Genomic DNA, 21,001 nt, shown 5'->3' with positions numbered 1-21,001 from the left:
TGATTTTTAGTAATAACCAAGGACTACTGACTGCTGACTAATGACTAATGACTAATGACTACTGACTGCTGACTAATGATTAATGATTAATGACTACTGACTACTGACTACTGACTACTGACTACTGACTATTGATTAATGACTAATGACTAATAACTGCTGACTACGGTTGTTCGATCGGCAATTCTATGATAAACTCGGCTCCGTGGCCGAGTGCAGAAACGCAAGTCAGTTTGCCACCGTGTTCTTGGACAACTTTGTAGGAAATGGACAAGCCTAAACCGGTGCCTTTGTCAGCGGGTTTGGTGGTAAAAAAAGCCTCGAATAACTGCTGGGAAACTTCTTCTGGCATACCGGGGCCGTTGTCAGAAATCCTAATTACAGCATTGGAGTTTTGGACTTCAGTCCTAATTTTAATCTTGCTGCGGTTAGCTTTGACTTCGGCAACTGAACGCCCTTCGTTGTATTCCTCGATCGCGTCGATCGCATTTCCGATCAAATTCATAAATACCTGATTGATTTTCCCAGCATAACACTCAACCAAAGGCAAATTTCCATAGTCCTTAATTACCGCAATTTCGGGATAGTTGCCTCTGGCTTTCAAACGGGTTTGCAGAATCAGCAACGTTCCTTCAATCCCTTCGTGCAGATTAACTTTGCTCATTTGAGAATCATCTTTGCGGGAGAAATTTCTGAGCGATCGCACGATTTCCCGAATGCGATCGGCCCCAACCTGCATCGAAGACATCGCTTTGGGCAAATCTTCTAGCAGAAACTCTAATTCGATATCCTTAATTTTATCTTGAATTGCTGCCGGCGGCTGTGGGCAGTGCTGCTGGTACATATCGATCAAATCCAGCAAATCTTCCGTGTAGTGGCCGACGTGGACGAGATTGCCGCACACGCTGCTAACAGGATTGTTAATTTCGTGAGCAACACCAGCTACCATTTGACCGAGAGTAGACATTTTCTCAGTGTGAATCAATACCGCTTGAGTTTGCTGCAATTCGTGCAAAGTATTTTCGAGTTGAAGTTTTTGTTGGGTTAACTCTGTTTGCGATCGCAGTAAAGCTTCTTCACTGCGTTTTTGCTCGGAAATATCAGTAATTAACCCTTCCAAAGCTATCAATTCTCCAGAGTCGGAAAACACTCCCAAACCTTGCTCCCAAACCCATTTTAATTCGCCGTTTTTAGTAGTAATTCGGTAATTTAGCTGATAGGGTCGATTTTCTTGTAAGGCAACTTGCACGGCATTCCACAAATTCTCGCGATCGTCCGGGTGAGTCAATTCCGATATAGAAACTTGCCGAGTGCCGATAAATTCTTCAGGAGAATAGCCGGCTAACTGATAGCAACCTTCGCTGACAAACTCCATACTGCGATCGGCATCGTTCCGAAAACGGTAGGCCATTCCCGGCAAATTGCTCATCAGCGTCGCCAAAGCCCGCTGGCTTTCCCGTAGGGCTTCTTCGGCGTGTTTGCGATCGGTAATATCCGTCATCACCGCCAGCATACAGAGTTCGCCGTCCAAATTAATCAATTCCGCTGACAGCAAACACACCACCACCGATCCCGACTTCATGCGAAACTCGCACTCCTGATTGCGAACAACACCTTGTTCGTGCAAACGGCGCCTAAAATTAAGTCTGTCTTCAGGCCTTACCCAAATATTTAACCCCGGTACTGTATTCCAGGTCGTTTCTTCTAAACTGTAACCAGTCATCGACAGAAAACTATCATTAACTTCTATAAAACGACCCTCAGCAAAAGTAGTAATTATCATCGGATCTGGACTCGACCGAAAAGCCTTAGAAAACTTTTCTTCCGATAACCTCAACTTTTTAATAGCCTCTTCCAACTGACTTGTCCGCTCTTTAACCCGGCATTCCAATACCTCATTAGCCTGCTTCAGGGCTTCCTCAGCCTGCACCCGATAAGTGATATCGCGCACCACGCCTTGCAGCCCTATTTTGCCGCCGATATCCATAGAAGTTAGCAGCACCTCCGCCGGAAACTCAGAACCATCCAAACGGCAGTGCCGCCAGTCAAAGCGGCAATTTCCCGATCGCATAGCCGTATTAATTCGCTCTTGATAAATACTCCTAGAATCTTGTCCGTCCGGTTGCAACGGCGGGCTAAATTCGGCAGGATGCTTGCCGCAAAACTCCGACTCAGTGCTGCATCCAAATAACTTTAAAGTAGCCGGATTGCAATCCAAAAAACCCTCTTCGTCTAGCAGCATTACCGCATCAGTCGTCGATTCGTACAAAGTGCGAAACTTTTTTTCCGACGCCTGCAAAGAAGCAATCAACTGCATCTTTTCCTCCGCCGCCCGCTTTTGCTCAGTAATATCCTGCATTACTTGAGAAAAGCCCTGCAACTTTCCCCTTTCATCGCGCAAAGGAGTAACAATAATATTTGCCCAAAATCTTGATCCGTCTTTGCGAAGCCGCCAGCCTTCATTTTCGTATCTACCTTCGGCCACCGCCCTGATTAATTTTTCTTGGGGCTTGCCGATTTCAATATCTTCTTTCGTGAAAAAACACTCCGCATTATTGCCGACTATTTCATGAGCTCTGTATCCCAAAATGCGTTCTGCACCTGAATTCCAGCTAGCTACATACCCATCAGGATCTAACATGAATATAGCGTAATCCTTAACGCCTTCAATTATTAAGCGCAGGCGTTCTTCGCTTTCTCGAAGTCCAGATTCTGCTTGCTTGCGCTGGGTGATATCTTCTACAAAACCTTCGTAGTAGAGCAATTTACCTGCTTCATCGCAGACAGCCCGCGCATTCTCAGCGATCCAAATTATTGTTCCGTCTCGGCGATAAATCTGCGACTCAAAATCCGATACGATGCCCTGTTCTTGCAAAGCATAAACAAACTGATCGCGGCGATCGGGATTGACGTAAAGCTGATGGCTGATATCAGTCAGACAGCCCATTAATTCCTCGGCGGAATTATATCCGTAGATTCGAGCCAAAGCTGGGTTAGCGCTGATGTAGCGACCGGATTGGGTTGTTTGAAAAATACCAGACACAGCATTTTCAAACATACTATAATATTTTGCTTCCATTTGGTGCAGTGCCTCCGCGACATTCAGGCATTCTATCGCTTTATTTCCTAATTTTTGATTTCCCACTTGTGAATACCCTGCTCTTGTGTGTGAGTTGAATATTTTTGGTTTACAGCCTGTTAATTTTGAGCCGTTATTTAGGCTAAAGATGGTGTTTCGCAGCCGGAGACGAGTGTGTTTATTCATCTGTCCTACGGGGCTGTTAGTTGTTAGTCGTTGCTGCGGAAAGTTTACTTGCTCCGCTATTTAGTTGAGGCGTGGCTGGCTGTCACAATCGCCTTGGCAAATAGCTCGGCCTGCGGTGCAGGTGTTCGCTCAAAACCCGCTCCTTGAAATCTCCCTGAATATATTAGCAGTTGAATACCCTGAAATAAGTTAGTAGCAAAGATGTTGTTACAATAAAAGGCAGCTACTTCTACAACCGCCAGAGTCTATTTTTATGATTTGGGTGAGAGTACGATCGACTCTTACCCGAAGCAACTAACCCGCCTGCAAGAGCTAAATGCTCGCTGTCCTTGCTGTCAGTCGATCTTAGATTTTAGATTTTAGATTAAAGTTGACTCCCCAGATGAATCTGGGGCTCTCCTAAAATCTAAAATTTTTTGGTTTCCACAACTCCTGTCGGAAACTTTTATCGGTCTTTGGGTGCTCTGAGTTACTGTTAAGTATTATTGCTGATAAATAATACAGCAGACTGCTGGCAGTTGTACGATCGGGGGTTTGTATGTAAAGTTGGCACAACAATAGGGTAATTGTTGTATCAAAAAATTCATATTCTGCTGCTGCGGGCGGAAAAATTCTGTAGCGGTGCTGGCATTTGGGCAAAAATCTGGGGCCGATCGCGCAAAATGTGGTCGGCAAGTCTGGTAAAATCCCGATCGATTCTCGGTTTGGCCGCAAAGCTCGATCGAGCTAAATTTGACTAGAAACTAATATTAATGACCGATTCTCCTCTACTAGCAACGCCAGAGTTATCCCCTGCTTCAACCCTGACGGCGGATTCTCCTGTGTGGCCAGCCCTCCTCCAACAACTATTAGACAGACAATCTCTCTCACGCGCCCAAGCAGCCGACTTGATGCAGGGATGGCTAGCAGAAGCTATTCCCCCCGTCCTCTCAGGAGCAATTTTAGCGGCCATCCAAGCCAAAGGCATCTGGGCCCAAGAATTGGTAGGAATGGCTCAGGTATTGCATTCTCAGTCGCTTGCAGGCGAGTCGGAGAGCGTTGTCAATCCCAACTCCTCAATCTCCAATCTCAAATTAATTGATACTTGCGGCACAGGCGGCGACGGCGCTTCCACGTTTAACATTTCCACTGCTGTAGCTTTTGTGGCCGCCGCCGGCAAAGTTCGAGTCGCGAAACACGGAAATCGCTCCGCATCGAGCAAAGTGGGTTCTGCTGACGTGTTGGAAGCACTGGGAGTCAACCTCAACGCCGATCCCGCGAAGGTGAGATGTGCGGTAGATTCCGTGGGCATCACCTTTTTATTTGCCCCTGGGTGGCATCCCGCACTTAAGGCTGTAGCGTCGCTCCGGCGCACTTTGAAGGTGCGGACTATTTTTAACCTATTAGGGCCCCTTGTCAATCCTATGCGCCCTACAGGGCAGGTAATCGGGGTGTTCGATCCTAGTCTGGTATCAACTATTGCTCAAGCTTTGGGCGAGTTGGGGACTGAGTTAGCTGTAGTCGTTCACGGCAGAGAAAAATTGGACGAGGCGGGTTTGGGAGATGTGACTGATTTGGCGGTTTTGTCTGATGGCAAAGTGGAACTCACTACTTTAGACCCGGAAAAGGTAGGATTGACACCAAGTGCGATCGGCTCGTTAAAAGGCGGAAATGTTGAGGAAAACGCCGAGATTTTGCGGAACATTTTGCAAGGCAAAGGTACGCCCGCACAAATGGATGTTGTAGCTTTGAATGCGTCTTTGGCTTTTCAGGTGGGAGGTGCAATTCCTATGGGTTCTCACGCAGCAGGAGTTTCTATGGCTAAGGAGATTTTATTTAGCGGTGAATCTTGGTTGAAGTTGCAAGAGTTGATTGAGTTTTTGAAATGAAGTCAGTTGTCAGTTGGGAGTTGGCAGTTGGCAGTTGGCAGTTGGCAGTTGACAGTTGGCAGTTGACAGTTGACAGTTGTTATATCATGTTCGGTCGATTGACCGTGATTCCTGTAGGGGCGGGTTCACCAGCAATAGTCGCCAAAAACCGACAATCTCAAAAACCCGCCCCGACTATGTATGATGCGCGATCGATCGGACATGATATTAGTTGTTAGTTGAGCCGAAAGCAGTTGGTAGTTGTTAGGAAAGCAGTTGCTACAAATAACCAGTAATCAATAACAAATAACAACTAACAAATAATAACTAACCACTAACTTCTTTTTAAGACCGCGATCGAAATTCAATGACATCTTGCTTAATAGTCACATCTTTATTACCAAAAAAGTCGTGACCCAACAGTCCGATTTCTAGGGATGGCGAGACAGCGACAACTACATTGTTAACGGCCAGACCACCTGCTTCCATAGAAGTCAGGCGACCGAGGGGAAAAGTAGCCACTCCGTTGGGAGTTTGTGCTTGCACTGTGCCCTGGAGAACAACCCCCAAGGCTTTAGCCATTGCTGGTGTAATTACTGTGCCACTAGCTCCAGAATCTACCATCATCTCGAACTTTTGTTTGCCGTTAAACGTGACTTCTATGACGGGGATATTAGCCTCCCGGCGTTTGATTTTTGCCTGAAACACTCCCGACTTTGCTGCCGCCGAAGTGGGCGGAGTCAATTCTTTGGGGAGAAAACCGCAGACTGATTGGCTGAGGTTGACGGTTCGGCCTGACGAGCTCCGCATGAAGCATCCCTCACTTTCTTGAGCCACTGCTGGCGAGGAGTTGGCAACACTTCCTACTAAAATTGAACTGCTCAGAGAAATAACTCCTGCTAACACCAGTAAAGGTTGGCGCAGGTTTTGAGGGATGGGTAGAGGCTTTTTTGAGTTGGAGAGTAAAGGCAAGGGAGATTTGCTGGCCATAGTTTGATTAAACGCAGTAGCTCGATCGTAACAGCGACAACTGCCTTTTGGTATAGATATAGAATTTCCGCCCGCATCCTAAGCTGCTGGCAGATAAATTGCTGGCGCGGGGGAGATGGAGAGTTTGCACTTATAGCCTTTCTCAGTAACATGAGGTGCACGCTTTATAAGCGGGCATAGGGCATAGGCCTCCGTGGGCATAGGCCTCCGTGGGCATACCTCACCAAGATTGAGAACTGCTGTATGGCTGCTTTTTGATTACCTGTGGCATAAGTGCCTTGCTTTTGCGAACCATTGCACAAATTAAAATAATATCTGTACATTGCCGACTAGCATCAAATCCCTGGCAGTGGTAAGAATTAAACCAAACGAAAGTAATTAAGGATGCCATGTCACTTTCAACTGCACAACCCGCTCTCCTAGTCCTGGCTGACGGTACTGCTTACCGCGGCTGGTCTTTTGGCGCTGACGCCACCGTCGTTGGCGAGGTAGTATTTAATACTGGAATGACGGGCTACCAAGAAGTATTGACCGATCCCAGCTATTGCGGTCAAATTGTAACTTTTACTTATCCAGAATTGGGCAATACCGGCGTAAATCTTGAAGACGAAGAATCCTCGCGCCCGCAAGTTCGGGGTGCGATCGCCCGGAACGTATGCAGTCGCCCCAGCAACTGGCGCTGCTCACAATCTCTGCAAGACTACCTGAAACAGTACGATATCCCCGGAATTTACGGGATCGACACCCGCGCCCTGACTCGCAAGATTCGCACGGTGGGAGCGATCAACGGCGGCATTTCGACGACGATTCTCGACCAGGCAGAGCTTTTGGAGCTAGTGCAAGATGCCCCCAGCATGGACGGGCTGAATCTGGTGCAGGAAGTCACCACTCGCGAGGTTTACGAGTGGTCTGAAGCCACGGACTCGGTTTGGGAGTTCAGTCCTACAGTCAAACCTGCTAACGGCCAAATGTGGACGGTGGTAGCGCTAGACTTTGGGATCAAGCGCAACATCCTGCGGCGTCTGGCGAGTTACGGGTGTCGGGTCATCGTTGTCCCGGCTGACACGTCGCCGGAGGAAATCCTCAAATACAACCCGGACGGCATTTTTCTGTCCAACGGCCCCGGAGATCCGGCGGCGGTAACGGAAGGGATCGCGACTGCGAAAGCTTTGTTAAAGTCGGACAAACCCGTATTCGGCATCTGCATGGGACACCAAATTTTGGGACTTTCCTTGGGTGCAGAAACTTTTAAACTGAAGTTCGGCCATCGGGGATTGAATCATCCAGCGGGTTTAACTGAGCAAGTAGAAATTACTAGCCAAAATCATGGTTTTGCGATCGACCCCGATTCCTTAGCCCCCGAAGTAGAGATTACTCATCTCAATTTGAACGATCGCACCGTAGCCGGATTGAAGCATAAAACTCTGCCGCTGTTCTCAGTGCAGTACCACCCAGAAGCCAGTCCGGGCCCGCACGACGCCGATTATTTATTCGATCGATTCGTGCAGTCCATGCGAGACAATCAGAAAGTAGCCAGCAGTAAGTAGTCAGCAGTCAGCAGTCATTAGTCAGTAGTCCTCAGAGGCTGTTTGTGTCGATCGCTTCTGACTAATGACTAATGACTAATGACTAATGACTAAAAAACTGTAGACAAAATACCAAAAAACTCCTATAATGAAGCCTCGACTTTAAGCAATATCTAGCTAGGAGGGTGTCATTTCTGAGTCATTGACCCTGACCGTTAGCCTCAGAGGCACTCGCGAAGTCAGGAATAACTGTCAGTTATTTCGCCTGACGGGCCTGCTGGACGCTTTTTCTGAGGCCACTTTTCGGAAGGTAATAAGCAAATGTATTGACGAGGGCCCAAAACACGTAATTTTGGACTTGTCTCAGATAGACTTTGTGGATAGTTCAGGCTTGGGCGCACTTGTGCAGCTTGTCAAAAAAGCCCAAACCTTGGAAGGGACATTGCAAATTGTCTCAAATCCCCGCGTAACTCAGACTGTTAAACTGGTTCGCTTAGAGAAATTTTTGTCTTTGCAGCCTTCGGTTGATGAGGCGGTAAAAAACGTCAAGGATGCTTGACGCCAAAGTGAATTAAATTAGCTATCCGGTTCTCAACGCTGGATAGCAAATTTTTATTTTTGTGCGGGTAAAACAATACCGATTTTCCCAGAAGCTGCGACACGCGCCAGCGGCTATTTCCCCGATTCCTAGAGTTTCGGTGGATGGGCAGTAAAATATGTGTGGCAAACACGCGAAAAAATGGTATAAGAAGTAGAGCATCCCGATGATTGTAAAAAGCCTTTTTTAGGAGTGCGATCGTCGCGCCAAGCTTTGCCTATATATCTCGTTTCGCGATCGGACAGCGAACACTCCTGTAAAAGCTATAATTGCTGAAGTAGTGAAAGACGCAATAAGTAAGTGACTAGAAAAACCAAGCTGTGCGGAAGTTTTATTTAAAAAAGTATGTCGCCGATCGCAGATGACGGACTCAAACTGAGTCTGACGGATATCAGTTTAAATCGAGTGCATCCTGCGAGGGCTACACCAGCAGAAATAGAAAGAATTTCGCCCGCAGCCTGGGCATATTTGGGAGATGCAGTGTACGAACTCTACATTCGGAGTTCGTACTTAGTCCCGCCCAGAAGATTGCAAGCTTATCACGAATTGGTGGTGGGGCAAGTACGAGCCGAAACTCAAGCGCGTCACTTGCGATCGCTCTCTCCTTACTTGAACAGTACAGAATTAGCAATTGTCAAGCGCGGCCGCAATGCTGCTGCAGGCCGTTCTAAGCGAGCAGATCCAGAGATATACCAACAAGCCAGCAGCTTAGAAACTTTGATCGGATATTTGTATCTCACCGATCCCGAAAGATTGACCGAGATTCTGGCACTTTTAGAACTTGAGAATGAAATGATTTAGCAGTTAAGAGTTGGGAATGGGGAGGGATGAATTAACCATCCTGGCACGGCTAACATAAAACCGCAAAAATCTCGATCGGCAAAACAAGATTTATCAGTTATTAACTAGCTATTTGAACACAGCAAAATCCTTGCTCCCTCGCTAGACTATCTCAAATCTCAAAGCCCAAAGATTGCTCCCTCAATCAAGAATCTCACATCTACAATCTACAATCGACTAGCCTTCAGCCAAAACCTTTTGACCACAAGAAACCAATGAGAAAATTTACCAAACCCAACTTTTCGCGATCGAATTCCGACAGCAAGCCATTCAAAAGCGAAGGCCGCCGTCAGGACTCACAACCATCCTCTCCCCGCTTTGAACGCAAGCCCCGTCCCGATACTCGCGGAGTAGACGCCCCTCAAAAGCGATCGACCTTCGCCCCGCAATCGCGAGAAATGCCCGTGAGAGCAATTTTCAAACGGAGAGTCGATTCCGACAGCCAACCGGAAATTCGCAGAAATAATCATTTCAAAGACAGAGACAGCAGCCCGCAGGAATCCCGCGGCAATTATTACCAAGACAGAGACAGAGATAGTAGCCCGCAGCCGGCCCGCAACAATTTCCGAGACAGAGACAGCAGCCCGCAGCCGGCCCGCAACAATTTCCGAGACAGAGACAGAGACAGAGACAGCAGCCCGCAGCCGGCCCGCAACAATTTCCGAGACAGAGACAGAGACAGCAGCCCGCAGCCGGCCCGCAACAATTTCCGAGACAGAAACAGAGACAGCAGTCCGCAGGAATCGAGGGGCAATTATTACAAAGACAGAGACAAAGACAATAGCCCGCAGGAATTCCGGGGCAACCATTTCAGAGACAGAGACAAAGACAGAGACACTCGCCCTGTTGACACTGCCTCAAATACAGTCGTGCAACCAGACGCAGACACAGACGACATGATTTACGGCCGCCATGCGGTGCAAGCAGCTTTAGAAACAAACCAAGTCCTCAACCGGATCTGGGTTGTCCCCCACCTGCGCTACGATCCCCGCTTTCACAGCTTGCTAACCGAAGCCAAAGCCAACGGCAGCATCATTGACGAAGTTGACGATTTGCGCCTCGACTACATCACGCGCAAAGCAAACCATCAAGGCGTAGCAGCTCAAGTATCAGCCTACGAATACCTGGATTTGAGCGAACTGATCGCAAAGGCTAAGTCGGCTTGCGAAGATCCAGTAATTGTGGTAGCAGAAGGACTCAACGACCCGCACAATCTAGGGGCGATTATTCGCACCGCAGAAGCATTGGGATCTCAGGGCATGGTGATTCCGCAGCGACGGGCTGTTGGGATTACCTCAGCAGTGAGAAAAGTGGCAGCAGGGGCATTGGAAAGCCTGCCCGTGGCGAGGGTTGTCAATCTTAACCGGGCGCTGGAAGAACTCAAAGAGGCTGGATTCTGGATTTATGGGACTGCAGCAGGCGTCGGTCAATCTATAGAGACAGTCAAGTTCTCCGGGCCCACTGTTTTAGTGGTGGGTGGTGAAGCTGACGGTTTGAGCCTTTTGATACAGCGCGGATGTGACGGATTAGTTTCAATTCCTTTAAGGGGCCATACTCCTAGCCTGAATGTCTCGGTAGCAACGGGGATGGCTTTATACGAAATTTACCGTCAGCGCGGGCCCAAAAAGTTTCACGTACACGGATCGTAAAGGTGCTTGAAAAAAAGAGCACAACAGAGTAGTTTATTGTGAATGCTGCCCAGAATTGAGCAGCACCACACCCGGAACAAGTAAGGATAGCCGATCGACTGTCGTTACTTGTTCAGGCGAAAGTAGAAGGGGCCTGGCCCCTAGGTTCAAACAGGAATTCGACACAAATCTATTTAGATATATTTAAATAGATTTGTGTCGGTCCTTGGTAGCAGTCAGCCACGTGTAAATAACAAAAGCCTAGGCGTGTTCGCAGCACCCTGAAAACACCGTCAAATACATTAGAAGAAAAGCAGATGAAAGAATTCTTGATTAGCTTGCTCAATTTTTTCGGATTGGCTTGGTGGGTTGAAGTTAAAACTTCAGCGCCGCGGTGCATTTACTATTTTGGCCCGTTCTTAACCAATGGAGAGGCGGAAGCTGCAAAAGCAGGATATGTAGAAGACATAGAAAATGAAGGGGCAGAAGGTGTTAGTGTTTCGATTCACCGCTGCAAACCAATTACTTTGACAGTTGCAGAAGATTTGGGAAAGCTTGGTGATGGAGGGCTGTGGCCGGTTTTGAGCAGTCAGTAGAAGCAGGGGAATTTTGAGTTTTGAGAGGCCTACGCTTCCCTCGCAACGCTGTGCGGTTTTGAGTTGTGATTTATAACTTCAAAACTGTTGAGTGTTGGGTGATTAATTCCTTCTGACAAACTCCAAACTTAAGACTAGCAATTGCCCACTGCTTCGGGGTGACTCTCCATCCAACGATCGATGTCTGCGAGTACCCGATCGGGAATTTCCCAAGGGAACAAGTGGGCTGTATTGGGATAACACTGCCACTGACAATCGTGGAGGTGGCGGGCGGTTTCTAAACTGGATGCTGAGGTGATGTGCCGATCGCCCTCTCCGGCGAGCACCAAGCTGGGACATTGAATGTCGCCCAGGTGGATCAGTCGATCGTATCCAGCCCTCAGAGCGGTATTTAACGCCTTGGTGGCCGTGTTGGAAGTCTTTAGGTAGGCGGGGGTACCTGCCTGTGCTAAGTAGCGGTAAGGGGTGGCGGTATGCTGCTGTATCAAGTAGCGAAAGAGCGATCGCCTAGCAAAAGTATCAATATTCCACTGCCAACCCGGTATCACCCAATTTATAATTCCGGCTAAACCGGTGTAAAGGTTATCTTGCCAAGAGATGGGAGGATGACTTCCTCGCGGTTTGGCTGCGGATGCAAGTAAAATCAAACCGGTGACTCGCTGGGGATATTTCATGGCTAATTCTAGGGCTAAAATCCCTCCCAAAGACCATCCGATCACCAAACACCGATCGACTCCTAATCTGTCTAATAGTGCTTCTAAATCGACCAGATGATCGGTCATTTCAAAGAAAGTTGAGGTGCGGCTGTTGCCGTATCCGCGCAAGTCTGGGGCGATCGTTTGGAACCGCTTTGATAGGTGTTCTGTAAAGACCGACATACAATCGCCGGAACCTGGATGGCCGTGCAAGCAGAGAATAGGAAACCCTTTGCCTTTGACGGAAACACTGAGTTGTTGATGCGGCATTTTTTAACTGTTTGGGCGGTGCGTTGTCCCCGCTATAAATTGTATATTCCAGCGCTTAAAAGCTGGGGTTTCGGACCATGTAATCGGCAATTTTAGAAATAGACTGGCGCATTTGTAGCTCGCCGCTGCGGCTGTCAATCACAGTAATCACATAGGCCTCGTCGTCAATGCTCATCGCTAAAGTTGTGCCGAGTACCCGCGAATTTTGGCCAGTTTTTTCGCCCAACCACTGAGCTTTAGTTCCTTTTAAAGCGGCAAATCCCAGAGCGTGATCGTACTGGCGGTTGAGAGTTTCTATTAACAGTTTAGCACCGGGTGTTTCGCCGTTGTAAATTTGCACCATCATTTCCGTGAGTTCGTTAGCAGTCAGGCGGTTGCGACCAGAACCGGGGTTGGAGGGCATAATTCTTTCCCCCATTAATTTGAAGTTGACGCGGGTGACTTCGTAGCCGCTATTATCTAAATATTGATTGATGTAATCCGAACCTAAATAATCGATTAGTTGATTGGTGGCGATATTGCTGCTGCGATAGATCATTTCTTCTAACAGTAGCTGTAGCGGGTAATTGCGATTAGACCTAATCTTTGCCGATGCGTCTTCGGTGAAATTACCGCGAGTGACTAATACTTCCTGGTTCAGACTAATTTTTTCTTTTTCGACTTTTTGCATCAGGGCGACAGCAATCGGCAATTTAATTAAGCTGGCCGGACTGGCAGGAGGCACATCGCCCCGGAGGTTTACGCACTCTCTAGAAAGGTTGCAAATGCCGATCGAAGCTTGAGCCGACAAACCGCTTTCCCTGGCAAGCGCACCCAACAAATCAGATTTTGCTTGCTGCACTTGAAAGGTTGCTGCTGTTAAATTTTCCCGGTATTCTTGAGTTTTTGAGGCAGTGAGGGAAGCTAAAAATGAATTTTGAGGAACTTCCTGCAAGTTGTTGAGGGCTTGATGCCAGAAAAATTGAGTTTGCTGCGAAGATTCGATCGACTTATTTGGCTGCCCTTTAGTTTCTACGGCTCTGTTGGCTAAACGGACTGCTTGCTGTAAGTTGTCCTTAGCCCTCTGTTCTACTAATATTTGAGCTTCTACTGCTTGCAACTGCTGTAGCAGTTGTTCTTGAGGATTGGCTGCGAAGGGAACTAAGCCGGAAAGGATGCTTGGTTCTGGGGAGGGAGAGGAGGGTTTTTCTAATTCGGCGATTAGCCCATCGCGAATTTTGTAGAGTTCGTCTAGGGAACGTGGGTTAGATGATTGAGAGAATGAACTTGCGATGGTTAACATCTGAACCAGTCCAATGCCGGCTACTACTGCCGCCATCTTGTTGGCGATCGACAAAAAACGCCTGAGTTCTGGCATATTTAACATCCTCAACACAACCAAATTCTATATAAGCAGCTATTGTTACATCAGTCAAACGATTTTAGATTTTAGATTTTAGATTTTAGATTTTTTCTTCAATCTAAAATCTGAAATCTAAAATAGTTCGCTCGCGCCAATGTGGCAAGATAACTAAAATAAAGGGAGCGATCGCACGAAGGCAATCAACCCCCTCTAAATATTGGGAACTATCTACTTTCTGCGCCGCCGTCGCCAGTCAGCACCCAACCGCTTGAGGTAATCCCAGCCGCGTTGGGGCCAGACATGATCGCTACCGATCTTTTCGGCAATCCAGTGAGCGACTTTGGGGCCTGTCCAGTCTCCGCCGTCGGGGGCAGGGCCTAGCAGGGCTTGTCGCAGTTCTTCTTGCTGTTCAGGATTCAGCAAGGATTTTGCAGGAGGGGGCTGGCGGTCTCCGCTGCGGTTTCTGACAGAGTTAGGCCCTTCTCGGTTATAGCGCTGGACAATTTCTTTGGCGTAGTCGTAGTTGAGGCCTACGACTTGGGCTGCTTGTTTGATAGTCCAATTTCGGGACACTAACAGCAGCAAGTGCCAGCGGCGCGACTCTGTGGTGTTTTGTGCCTGCCGGTAGCGAATTTTGAGTTCCTCTGCCGTCAGGTGGGATTCTAAGTGAGCTTTAGGTGGCATTCCTCCAACGGGGCATCGGGAACTTCTTACCATATATCTTTGGTTTTGGGGATAATTCCGGATGAAATTATTTTCCTGGGGATCGTTCGGGCAAATAAGTAGCTTTTTTTACCCCAGATGCACGCAGCTAGTCGCATTTGAGGAAGGACTGCTGTTTTTTTGCAGGTGCGCGCAACAGGAGACTTCGGCGTGGCGGTGAGCGTTCCGAGCTTTTTTGTGAACCTCAGATTTCTGACAGGCTTTTTGACCTTTGGCACAATGGGCGTGGATCGGAAAAGGTCGATCGCTATTTTCTTCGATCGCGCCGCCGCCATTAATTCACTCGGCTGACTGATAACTTTCAGTCATTGTTGACTAAAAAACTGCTCTTCATAATCTGACCCTAATTATTAGGGTATAGACCGCCATACTCTAATATTTTCTTAGCATCATTTTCTCTTTTTCGTTCATCTTTTGCGTGAGTTTCAGGACGCGATTAATTGCCTAAAAAATCAGGCTCATATGCTACATTAAATATATCTAATCTAACACAATTGGGAATTGGTTAAAACAAAAATTTTATTAGAGTCTGAATAGTTCCCGGAATAAAGCAGTCATAATCTAGGATGAGTTAATTTTTAATACTATATTTTTCTACCATAAATCCTGGGTTGCATCGAGGACAAACTGGGCTGTAATATTTTAGAATTTAGATTACAGAATTTGGAATGACTGATTTCCTAATGATTGCGATCTTGCATAGACATTCTTGGAGACCGAACCTAATTATGTAGGGGTCGCATTGCACACCTTACCCCTTACTCATATAAATATCGGGTCAAACCACTTTTTGCATCAGTCCTGATACAGTTGCATTCTTGGTTTGTTAAAAAATTAGGTAAAAAACTCGATCGCTATTTGGTGGCCCGTGGGATTTTGGGAATTTAATCTATTGTATATAAAATGACCGATCGCCCGTTAGCGGAGCCCTCTTCGAGGCTCGAACTTTCGCCACAAAAATAGCCGACTTTGCCTTCGGGCTGTAAGCAGGTACAATTGCCAGTTATATTAACTGTATTGTCTCAAAGTAGAAATGATAAAGGTACGAGCATGGCATCCATCCGCGAGTTGCACCGACAACTGGTCAATAAAGAACGCTCTGCTGTGGAAATTACTCAAGAAGCATTAGACCGAATTACCCAGCTAGAGCCGAAGTTGAAAAGCTTTCTGTGCGTGACGGCAGACAGCGCATTGGCGCAGGCCCATAAAGTGGATGCCCAAATCGCAGCCGGAGAGCAAATTGGCCTGTTGGCCGGCATCCCGATCGCCGTTAAAGATAATATGTGCACCGAGGGCGTTCCCACAACCTGCGCCTCTCGGATTTTGGAGAATTTTGTGCCTCCCTACGATGCCACCGTCGTCTCGAAACTCCAAGCAGCCGGTGCGGTGATTGTGGGTAAGGCGAATATGGACGAGTTTGCAATGGGGAGCTCGACAGAAACTTCTGCCTATCAAGTTACCGCGAATCCTTGGGACTTGGAGCGCGTGCCCGGAGGGTCTTCTGGCGGTTCTGCCGCAGCGGTAGCCGCTGGAGAATGCGTCGTGAGTTTGGGTTCGGATACTGGGGGCTCAATCCGCCAACCTGCTGCTTTTTGCGGGTTGGTGGGGCTGAAACCGACTTATGGGTTGGTTTCTCGCTACGGTTTGGTGGCCTATGCTTCTTCTCTCGATCAAATCGGGCCCTTTGGCCGGACTGTTGAGGATTCGGCGATTTTGTTGGGGGCGATCGCCGGTTATGATCCGAGAGATTCCACGAGTCTTAATGTCCCAATTCCTGACTACGCTCAAGCTTTAAGACCCAGTTTGCGACCGAAGGGTCAGATTAGAATTGGTGTAATTAAAGAAACTTTTGGTGTAGGGCTGGACTCCGGGGTTAAAGACGCTGTTACTAAGGCGATCGAGCAATTTCAACAATTGGGCGCAGAAATTCAAGTCATTTCTTGTCCCCGGTTCCGCTACGGTTTGCCCACTTACTACATTATTGCTCCCTCGGAAGCTTCGGCAAATTTGGCGCGATATGATGGAGTCAAGTACGGTTTCCGGTCTCCCGACTCCGATAATCTTTTGGATATGTATGCCAAAACCCGCTCTCAAGGGTTCGGTGCGGAAGTTAAACGCCGGATTGCGATCGGCACTTACGTATTGTCGGCTGGATATTACGATGCCTATTATCTAAAAGCTCAAAAAGTTCGGACTTTGATTAAAGAAGACTTTGAAAAAGCTTTTTCTCAAGTTGATGTTTTAGTCTGTCCCACTGCTCCTACTACCGCATTTAAGGCAGGCGAAAAATTCAATGACCCCCTGAGTATGTATTTGTCAGATTTGATGACTATTCCCGTGAATCTTGCTGGTTTGCCAGCGTTGAGTTTGCCCTGCGGATTTGATGATAAAGGACTGCCCGTGGGTATACAACTGATTGGTAATGTTTTGCAAGAATCTCGGCTGTTTCAGGTGGCTCACGCTTACGAACAGTCTACGAATTGGCACTTACACCACCCCGAATTGCATTAATTTTTGAAACTCGGCGGAATACGGTGGCGGAGGTTAGTAATCGATCTTGGCTAATTGTCTGAATTAATAATTTGCCATTAGCTTTTGAGCGATATCTAATTTCCCGCGTGCTCTATCTATGAACAATCTGCTAGTATTCCTTTTGTCTAAATCGCTAATAGCTTTTGGGATAGTTTTGGCCGTTGCTTATTCTGCTGCTTGTGTATTCCTCTTTGTAGCGCAAGGTAAGTTTATCTTTTTTCCCGCGCGCGCGATCGAAACTACGCCAGATGCTTTTCAGTTGAAATATCAAGATGTTTGGTTGCCAATTTCAACTAAAACAGGCGCGGTGGACAGCGTGCACGGGTGGTGGATTCCTGCCTCGGAAAATCCCCCCAGCCCCCCCTTGCTAAGGGGGGGAGCAAGAAAGGGGGAGGCTGTTCCCTCTGTTAACACTGTTAACACCGGAGACTCGGATACCCCCCCCAGCCCCCCCTTGCCAAGGGGGGGAGCAAGAAAGGGGGAGGCTGTTCCCTCTCCCTCTGTTAACACCCCAGACTTGGATACCCCCCCCAGCCCCCCCTTGCCAAGGGGGGGAGCTAGAGGAGTCGGAACGTCCCCGCAAAGTGAGAGACCGGCCGTCGCTCCGGTTCCCCCCCTTAACAAGGGGGGGTTAGGGGCAGGGCTGTTTGATTCTCACCAAAAACGAGGTTTTTGTAGGGGTAGTGCCCCCGTGCCTACCCCCGCCACCAACCATCGAATGGGGGTTTCTGGCAAAAAGGGCCGGCACGGGGGCACGGCCCCTACCAAGAATGAAACCGCCCTGGGGCTAGGGAAGGTAGTTTTGTATCTACACGGCAATGCTTCAAATGTGGGAGCAAATGTCGAACACGCTTATCGATTTCATGGGTTAGGTTTGTCGGTATTTGTGATGGATTATCGTGGTTATGGAAAAAGCCAGGGCGATTTTCCGAGTGAATCTCAGGTTTATGAGGATGCTCAGCTTGCTTGGGATTATTTGGTGAAACAGCGGGGGATTAACCCGAATCAAATTTATCTCTACGGTCATTCTTTGGGAGGGGCGATCGCGATCGATCTAGCCGTGCGTCACCCGGAGGCGGCAGGGGTAATTGTAGAAGGCTCTTTTACTTCCACGCGGGCGATGGTGAATTTCCAAAAAGGGCTGTTTTGGATGTTTCCGATCGATTTTTTGCTGACACAGCGGTTTGATTCTCTTTCAAAAGTCGATCGCCTGCAAATGCCTGTGCTGTTTATTCACGGGGCTGCTGACAATGTAGTTCCAGTGGAAATGACCAAAAAACTGTTTGATGCAGCACCTGAGCCCAAACAGTTGTACATAGTTCCTGACGGAGGTCACACTAATGTGGCACATATCGGGGGCGCAGAATATCTGCAAATACTGAGCCAATTTTTAGGTTCTTCACAGTAGATAAAAGCTATTGGCGGTAACAGGTTAAGTTTGATAGCTGTACCGCCTGCTCGCCCTTCTAACAGTAGATATCTCAAGCGGAGCAGTTATCCCGATGATACCGCTTAGTACAACCTTAATACATTCAGCCACCAGTCATTTAAGGCATAGCAGTAATTACAGTAATTGTTCGCGCTTATAGCTTGTTCTTTCTTAACTTCGCAGCCGCGCCGAGATGTTTTTCGATCCGGCATCCGGGCGCCGCAGAGATTGGCATCTGTAAGATTAGTTTTGTTCAATCTCGCATCCCTCAAGTCGGCAGATCGTAGGTCGGCACCGCTAAGATTTGCACCGCTTAAATCGGCTTCTTGGAGGTCGGCCCCCCTGAGATTTGCACCGCTTAAATCGGCATTTCTCAGGTCTGTTCTACTTAGTTTAGCGGCGCTCAAATTACTGCATTTTAAATTAGCCAACTGGAGCGATGCGTCTCGCAGAAAACTCTCGCTGAGGTTGGCATTTTCTAAATTGGCTCCCCTGATGTCTGCCCTGCTCATGTCAGCTTTGCTGAGGTCGGCGTCAGCCAAAAAGGCGTTTCTCATGTTGGCGTTGTTTAAATTAGCTTCCATTAAGTCAGCCGCAGTCAAGTCGGCATCAACTAAGTCGGCCCTGTTGAGAGTGGCGCGGCTCAAGGAAGCGCCAAACAAATCTGCACGGCTCAAGGAAGCGCCAAATAAGTCGCATCCGGGACATCCTCTGGTTTCTAGCAGCCGCTTGACTAGAGACAGATTTTGAGCTTGTAAGGGAAGTGCGGCGCAAAATGGGAGTAGCATTATCGCTGCAGTCAGAATTTTCAGTTTGATTTTGGTCATAGTCTGGGTAAGTCCTGTAACTGCCTTTCATCACCGATTTGTCTGCTGGACTTACGTGCGGGGGGCCAAAAACCCGGTTTCCTCGTTAATTCCTCGCTGCCCAACCCAATATTCTGAGCAGAAACAGGGTTGTTTGCGTAAGTCCTAGTCTAGTGGATGGACGCGACTCGACGGTGTAAGGTTCGATCGCCATCACGGATATTACTTACGCGTTGGGGATGAAAGCCCGCACATCAAGGCTCCCCGGCAGCGAACGGCGAACGGCCGGATGCGCTAAATGCCAGGGATTCTGGAGCTGGCGACGGCTGCGGCAAGTGACCGACTCCGACAACGGATAAGTATTTGTAATGGATGCAGTTGGATTTTGCTGCCGAGGGCGATCGTTCTCCGTACAGGCGATCGGTAAATAAGCCAATTGGCTTAGACTCTTAAGACATATTGCTGATGCGCTGCCTTCTCTAAAAAAGATAGCATTTTTGTGTGATCCCCGAAATAATACTGAGCAAGCCAGTATCAAAAAAATACCAAATGTCTCGGCGGGTAGGAAAATTGGGTACAGCTAATACTTTCAGACGAGGAAAATAGATGTCGAACAGCATAGATCAACTTGCAGAAGGTGGCCGGGGGATCAAACTCATGTGGCAGATTGCAGACGAGATCAGTTACACCCGGACTCTCGACAATCGAAATTGTTTGTGGCTGAGTAAAAGTTACGAAGTAGAAGGTCGCAATCGATCGCAAAATATAAAAAATGCTAGCGTTTTAGATGGGTTAATGAATTTATTAAACACCTGGGATTGGCAGACTGAAACAGAGCAGGAAGAAGAGCTGTATGAAACTTGTGTTCAACATATTAGCCTGCAAGTCAACACAGATGTCAATGCTTTAACTCAAGTTTTGTTGTGGTTTGAGCAGTTGAAATATTTATCGCTCCCCAATGAGGTTTGGTGTAAGTTTCAGTTGGCGTTGGCTGAAGGTTTCACTAATGCAGTTCGCCACGCTCACAAAAAGTTGCCAGTAGAAACTCCTGTTCAACTGGAAATTATGGTGTTTAACGGACGGTTGGAACTCAAAGTTTGGGATTGCGGGCCGTGTTTTGATTTTGATGCTAAGCTAAAGGAAATTAGGGCAGCAGATAGAAATAACGGCTTGGATTTAGAAGTTTTGAACGATGCTTGCTTGATGCCTAGCAGACAAAAAACTTTGGAACCGTCTCTATTCCTAATTGCTGGGTAGCTTTGGGGTGAGGGACAATTAACAGACTGGCACGGTGAAAAATGTGTTATTCTAAAAACGGTGTTAGGGGAAAAGTTACGGGTTTTGTCTCCGCGTCGGTGAGGGGTTTTGAATACCGCCAACCTGCTGCGGCTTGGGTTAAGAGCTATGGTGTTGGGTGACGCTATAGCGGTTCGATTGGAACGGGTGCATCTGTCTAATTAAATATTAAAAACTAAACATTAAAAGTTAAAAATTATTCACACTAATTTTTGAGCTTTTAATTTATCATAGTATCTGGTCGCTCACCAATTACTAATGATTTCCAAAGAAACTTTATTTGTTCTGTCTCTATTTCCCTACTTGGGATTTCTCTGGTTTTTGACTCGATCGGGAAAAACACCCCGTTTAGCTCTGATGGGCTTTTACGGCACTCTCGTTTTTGTAGCGGTGACTATTCCCGCCGCAATTTACGCAAAAGTTGCCTACAACGAGTCACTAGCAAATGTCGATTGGCTGCACGGTTCTGCGGAACTATTCTTAACACTTGCCAATATTTTATTAGTTTTAGGCTTTAGAGAAGCGGTGATTAAAGCCAAAGCATCGTCACAGAAGGGCGACGAGGAGCAAGAGTGTCTTTTAGATGGGGGAGAATAGCCGGGATCACCTCAGTTTGGT

The 21,001-nt window shown here is 47.6% G+C and carries 20 protein-coding genes; 14 read left to right on the top strand and 6 right to left on the bottom strand.

What is annotated here, in order from left to right; all coding sequences use genetic code 11:
• Positions 1-163: 163 nt before the first annotated feature.
• The gene (locus QUB12_RS08085) at positions 164-3,145 is read right to left on the bottom strand and encodes a PAS domain S-box protein (protein ID WP_333306310.1); all 2,982 of its coding nucleotides are present in this window, start codon (positions 3,143-3,145) and stop codon (positions 164-166) included.
• Positions 3,146-3,831: 686 nt separating this feature from the next.
• Between QUB12_RS08085 and QUB12_RS08080 the strand changes: the two genes are divergently transcribed.
• Genes QUB12_RS08080 through QUB12_RS08070 form a run of 3 tightly spaced genes read left to right on the top strand, consistent with a single transcriptional unit; the run spans position 3,832 to position 5,351 of the window.
• Positions 3,832-4,005 carry a hypothetical protein gene (locus QUB12_RS08080; RefSeq protein ID WP_333290005.1) on the top strand — a complete coding sequence of 58 codons (174 nt, stop codon included), beginning with the start codon at positions 3,832-3,834 and terminating at the stop codon, positions 4,003-4,005.
• 12 nt (positions 4,006-4,017) lie between these two features.
• Entirely contained in the window at positions 4,018-5,133 is a 1,116-nt protein-coding gene (gene trpD, locus QUB12_RS08075; protein ID WP_333141425.1) for an anthranilate phosphoribosyltransferase, read from the top strand.
• A complete protein-coding gene (locus QUB12_RS08070; protein WP_333141423.1) occupies positions 5,130-5,351 on the top strand; it encodes a hypothetical protein in 222 nt (73 codons plus the stop codon). The genes trpD and QUB12_RS08070 overlap by 4 nt, the downstream gene beginning before the upstream one ends.
• 106 nt (positions 5,352-5,457) lie before the next feature.
• Here QUB12_RS08070 and QUB12_RS08065 read toward each other — a convergent pair whose 3' ends face one another.
• Complete coding sequence (locus QUB12_RS08065) at positions 5,458-6,102, bottom strand: retropepsin-like aspartic protease (RefSeq protein WP_333141421.1); 645 nt, start codon at positions 6,100-6,102, stop codon at positions 5,458-5,460.
• A gap of 389 nt (positions 6,103-6,491) precedes the next feature.
• On the opposite strand from QUB12_RS08065, the gene carA reads away from it, so the two are divergent.
• From carA to QUB12_RS08040, 5 genes are all read left to right on the top strand, one after another.
• On the top strand, positions 6,492-7,649 hold the full coding sequence (gene carA, locus QUB12_RS08060) for a glutamine-hydrolyzing carbamoyl-phosphate synthase small subunit (RefSeq protein WP_333141419.1): 1,158 nt from the start codon (positions 6,492-6,494) through the stop codon (positions 7,647-7,649).
• A gap of 181 nt (positions 7,650-7,830) precedes the next feature.
• Positions 7,831-8,187 (top strand): STAS domain-containing protein, encoded by a 357-nt coding sequence (locus tag QUB12_RS08055; RefSeq protein ID WP_015176627.1) that lies wholly within the window; start codon positions 7,831-7,833, stop codon positions 8,185-8,187.
• A 384-nt stretch (positions 8,188-8,571) separates the two neighbouring features.
• On the top strand, positions 8,572-9,027 hold the full coding sequence (locus tag QUB12_RS08050) for a ribonuclease III domain-containing protein (RefSeq protein ID WP_333102974.1): 456 nt from the start codon (positions 8,572-8,574) through the stop codon (positions 9,025-9,027).
• A 254-nt stretch (positions 9,028-9,281) separates the two neighbouring features.
• The gene (gene rlmB, locus QUB12_RS08045; protein ID WP_333306308.1) at positions 9,282-10,715 is read left to right on the top strand and encodes a 23S rRNA (guanosine(2251)-2'-O)-methyltransferase RlmB; all 1,434 of its coding nucleotides are present in this window, start codon (positions 9,282-9,284) and stop codon (positions 10,713-10,715) included.
• Between the two features lie 296 nt (positions 10,716-11,011).
• Positions 11,012-11,290, top strand: coding sequence for a DUF1816 domain-containing protein (locus QUB12_RS08040; RefSeq protein WP_333306306.1), 279 nt, complete (start codon positions 11,012-11,014; stop codon positions 11,288-11,290).
• Positions 11,291-11,424: 134 nt separating this feature from the next.
• On the opposite strand, the gene QUB12_RS08035 is transcribed toward QUB12_RS08040, so the two are convergent.
• From QUB12_RS08035 to QUB12_RS08025, 3 genes are all read right to left on the bottom strand, one after another.
• Positions 11,425-12,255 carry an alpha/beta hydrolase gene (locus QUB12_RS08035; RefSeq protein ID WP_333306304.1) on the bottom strand — a complete coding sequence of 277 codons (831 nt, stop codon included), beginning with the start codon at positions 12,253-12,255 and terminating at the stop codon, positions 11,425-11,427.
• Positions 12,256-12,310: 55 nt separating this feature from the next.
• The gene (locus tag QUB12_RS08030; RefSeq protein WP_333306302.1) at positions 12,311-13,612 is read right to left on the bottom strand and encodes a serine hydrolase; all 1,302 of its coding nucleotides are present in this window, start codon (positions 13,610-13,612) and stop codon (positions 12,311-12,313) included.
• Positions 13,613-13,825: 213 nt separating this feature from the next.
• Positions 13,826-14,281, bottom strand: a complete 456-nt coding sequence (locus QUB12_RS08025; protein WP_333287548.1) for a helix-turn-helix domain-containing protein — start codon at positions 14,279-14,281, stop codon at positions 13,826-13,828.
• 159 nt (positions 14,282-14,440) lie between these two features.
• On the opposite strand from QUB12_RS08025, the gene QUB12_RS08020 reads away from it, so the two are divergent.
• From QUB12_RS08020 to QUB12_RS08010, 3 genes are all read left to right on the top strand, one after another.
• A complete protein-coding gene (locus QUB12_RS08020) occupies positions 14,441-14,611 on the top strand; it encodes a hypothetical protein (protein ID WP_333306300.1) in 171 nt (56 codons plus the stop codon).
• Between the two features lie 759 nt (positions 14,612-15,370).
• The gene (gatA, locus tag QUB12_RS08015; protein ID WP_333306328.1) at positions 15,371-16,831 is read left to right on the top strand and encodes an Asp-tRNA(Asn)/Glu-tRNA(Gln) amidotransferase subunit GatA; all 1,461 of its coding nucleotides are present in this window, start codon (positions 15,371-15,373) and stop codon (positions 16,829-16,831) included.
• A 142-nt stretch (positions 16,832-16,973) separates the two neighbouring features.
• Positions 16,974-18,260, top strand: a complete 1,287-nt coding sequence (locus QUB12_RS08010; RefSeq protein ID WP_333306298.1) for an alpha/beta fold hydrolase — start codon at positions 16,974-16,976, stop codon at positions 18,258-18,260.
• 104 nt (positions 18,261-18,364) lie between these two features.
• On the opposite strand, the gene QUB12_RS08005 is transcribed toward QUB12_RS08010, so the two are convergent.
• The gene (locus QUB12_RS08005; protein ID WP_333306296.1) at positions 18,365-19,108 is read right to left on the bottom strand and encodes a pentapeptide repeat-containing protein; all 744 of its coding nucleotides are present in this window, start codon (positions 19,106-19,108) and stop codon (positions 18,365-18,367) included.
• Between the two features lie 277 nt (positions 19,109-19,385).
• Here QUB12_RS08005 and QUB12_RS08000 point away from each other — a divergent pair, with 277 nt between their 5' ends.
• From QUB12_RS08000 to QUB12_RS07990, 3 genes are all read left to right on the top strand, one after another.
• Complete coding sequence (locus QUB12_RS08000; protein WP_333306294.1) at positions 19,386-19,514, top strand: hypothetical protein; 129 nt, start codon at positions 19,386-19,388, stop codon at positions 19,512-19,514.
• 179 nt (positions 19,515-19,693) lie between these two features.
• Positions 19,694-20,344 (top strand): ATP-binding protein, encoded by a 651-nt coding sequence (locus QUB12_RS07995; protein WP_333306292.1) that lies wholly within the window; start codon positions 19,694-19,696, stop codon positions 20,342-20,344.
• A 297-nt stretch (positions 20,345-20,641) separates the two neighbouring features.
• A complete protein-coding gene (locus QUB12_RS07990) occupies positions 20,642-20,980 on the top strand; it encodes a DUF3593 domain-containing protein (protein WP_333141396.1) in 339 nt (112 codons plus the stop codon).
• The last annotated feature ends 21 nt before the right edge of the window (positions 20,981-21,001 follow it).

Source organism: Microcoleus sp. B7-D4, assembly GCF_036705125.1.
In the GTDB taxonomy this organism is placed as follows: Bacteria; Cyanobacteriota; Cyanobacteriia; order Cyanobacteriales; family Microcoleaceae; genus Microcoleus.
Note: the sequence above shows the minus strand (reverse complement) of the source record. Positions and strands in the feature narration are given on the sequence as shown.

Excerpts from the sequence above, each read along its gene's own strand:
- trpD (WP_333141425.1), top strand. The coding sequence starts at position 4,018 with ATGACCGATTCTCCTCTACTAGCAACGCCAGAGTTATCCCCTGCTTCA.
- QUB12_RS08070 (WP_333141423.1), top strand. The coding sequence starts at position 5,130 with ATGAAGTCAGTTGTCAGTTGGGAGTTGGCAGTTGGCAGTTGGCAGTTG.
- QUB12_RS08065 (WP_333141421.1), bottom strand. The coding sequence starts at position 6,102 with ATGGCCAGCAAATCTCCCTTGCCTTTACTCTCCAACTCAAAAAAGCCT.
- carA (WP_333141419.1), top strand. The coding sequence starts at position 6,492 with ATGTCACTTTCAACTGCACAACCCGCTCTCCTAGTCCTGGCTGACGGT.
- QUB12_RS08050 (WP_333102974.1), top strand. The coding sequence starts at position 8,572 with ATGTCGCCGATCGCAGATGACGGACTCAAACTGAGTCTGACGGATATC.
- rlmB (WP_333306308.1), top strand. The coding sequence starts at position 9,282 with ATGAGAAAATTTACCAAACCCAACTTTTCGCGATCGAATTCCGACAGC.
- QUB12_RS08040 (WP_333306306.1), top strand. The coding sequence starts at position 11,012 with ATGAAAGAATTCTTGATTAGCTTGCTCAATTTTTTCGGATTGGCTTGG.
- QUB12_RS08035 (WP_333306304.1), bottom strand. The coding sequence starts at position 12,255 with ATGCCGCATCAACAACTCAGTGTTTCCGTCAAAGGCAAAGGGTTTCCT.
- QUB12_RS08030 (WP_333306302.1), bottom strand. The coding sequence starts at position 13,612 with ATGCCAGAACTCAGGCGTTTTTTGTCGATCGCCAACAAGATGGCGGCA.
- QUB12_RS08025 (WP_333287548.1), bottom strand. The coding sequence starts at position 14,281 with ATGCCACCTAAAGCTCACTTAGAATCCCACCTGACGGCAGAGGAACTC.
- gatA (WP_333306328.1), top strand. The coding sequence starts at position 15,371 with ATGGCATCCATCCGCGAGTTGCACCGACAACTGGTCAATAAAGAACGC.
- QUB12_RS08005 (WP_333306296.1), bottom strand. The coding sequence starts at position 19,108 with ATGACCAAAATCAAACTGAAAATTCTGACTGCAGCGATAATGCTACTC.
- QUB12_RS08000 (WP_333306294.1), top strand. The coding sequence starts at position 19,386 with ATGCCAGGGATTCTGGAGCTGGCGACGGCTGCGGCAAGTGACCGACTC.
- QUB12_RS07995 (WP_333306292.1), top strand. The coding sequence starts at position 19,694 with ATGTCGAACAGCATAGATCAACTTGCAGAAGGTGGCCGGGGGATCAAA.
- QUB12_RS07990 (WP_333141396.1), top strand. The coding sequence starts at position 20,642 with ATGATTTCCAAAGAAACTTTATTTGTTCTGTCTCTATTTCCCTACTTG.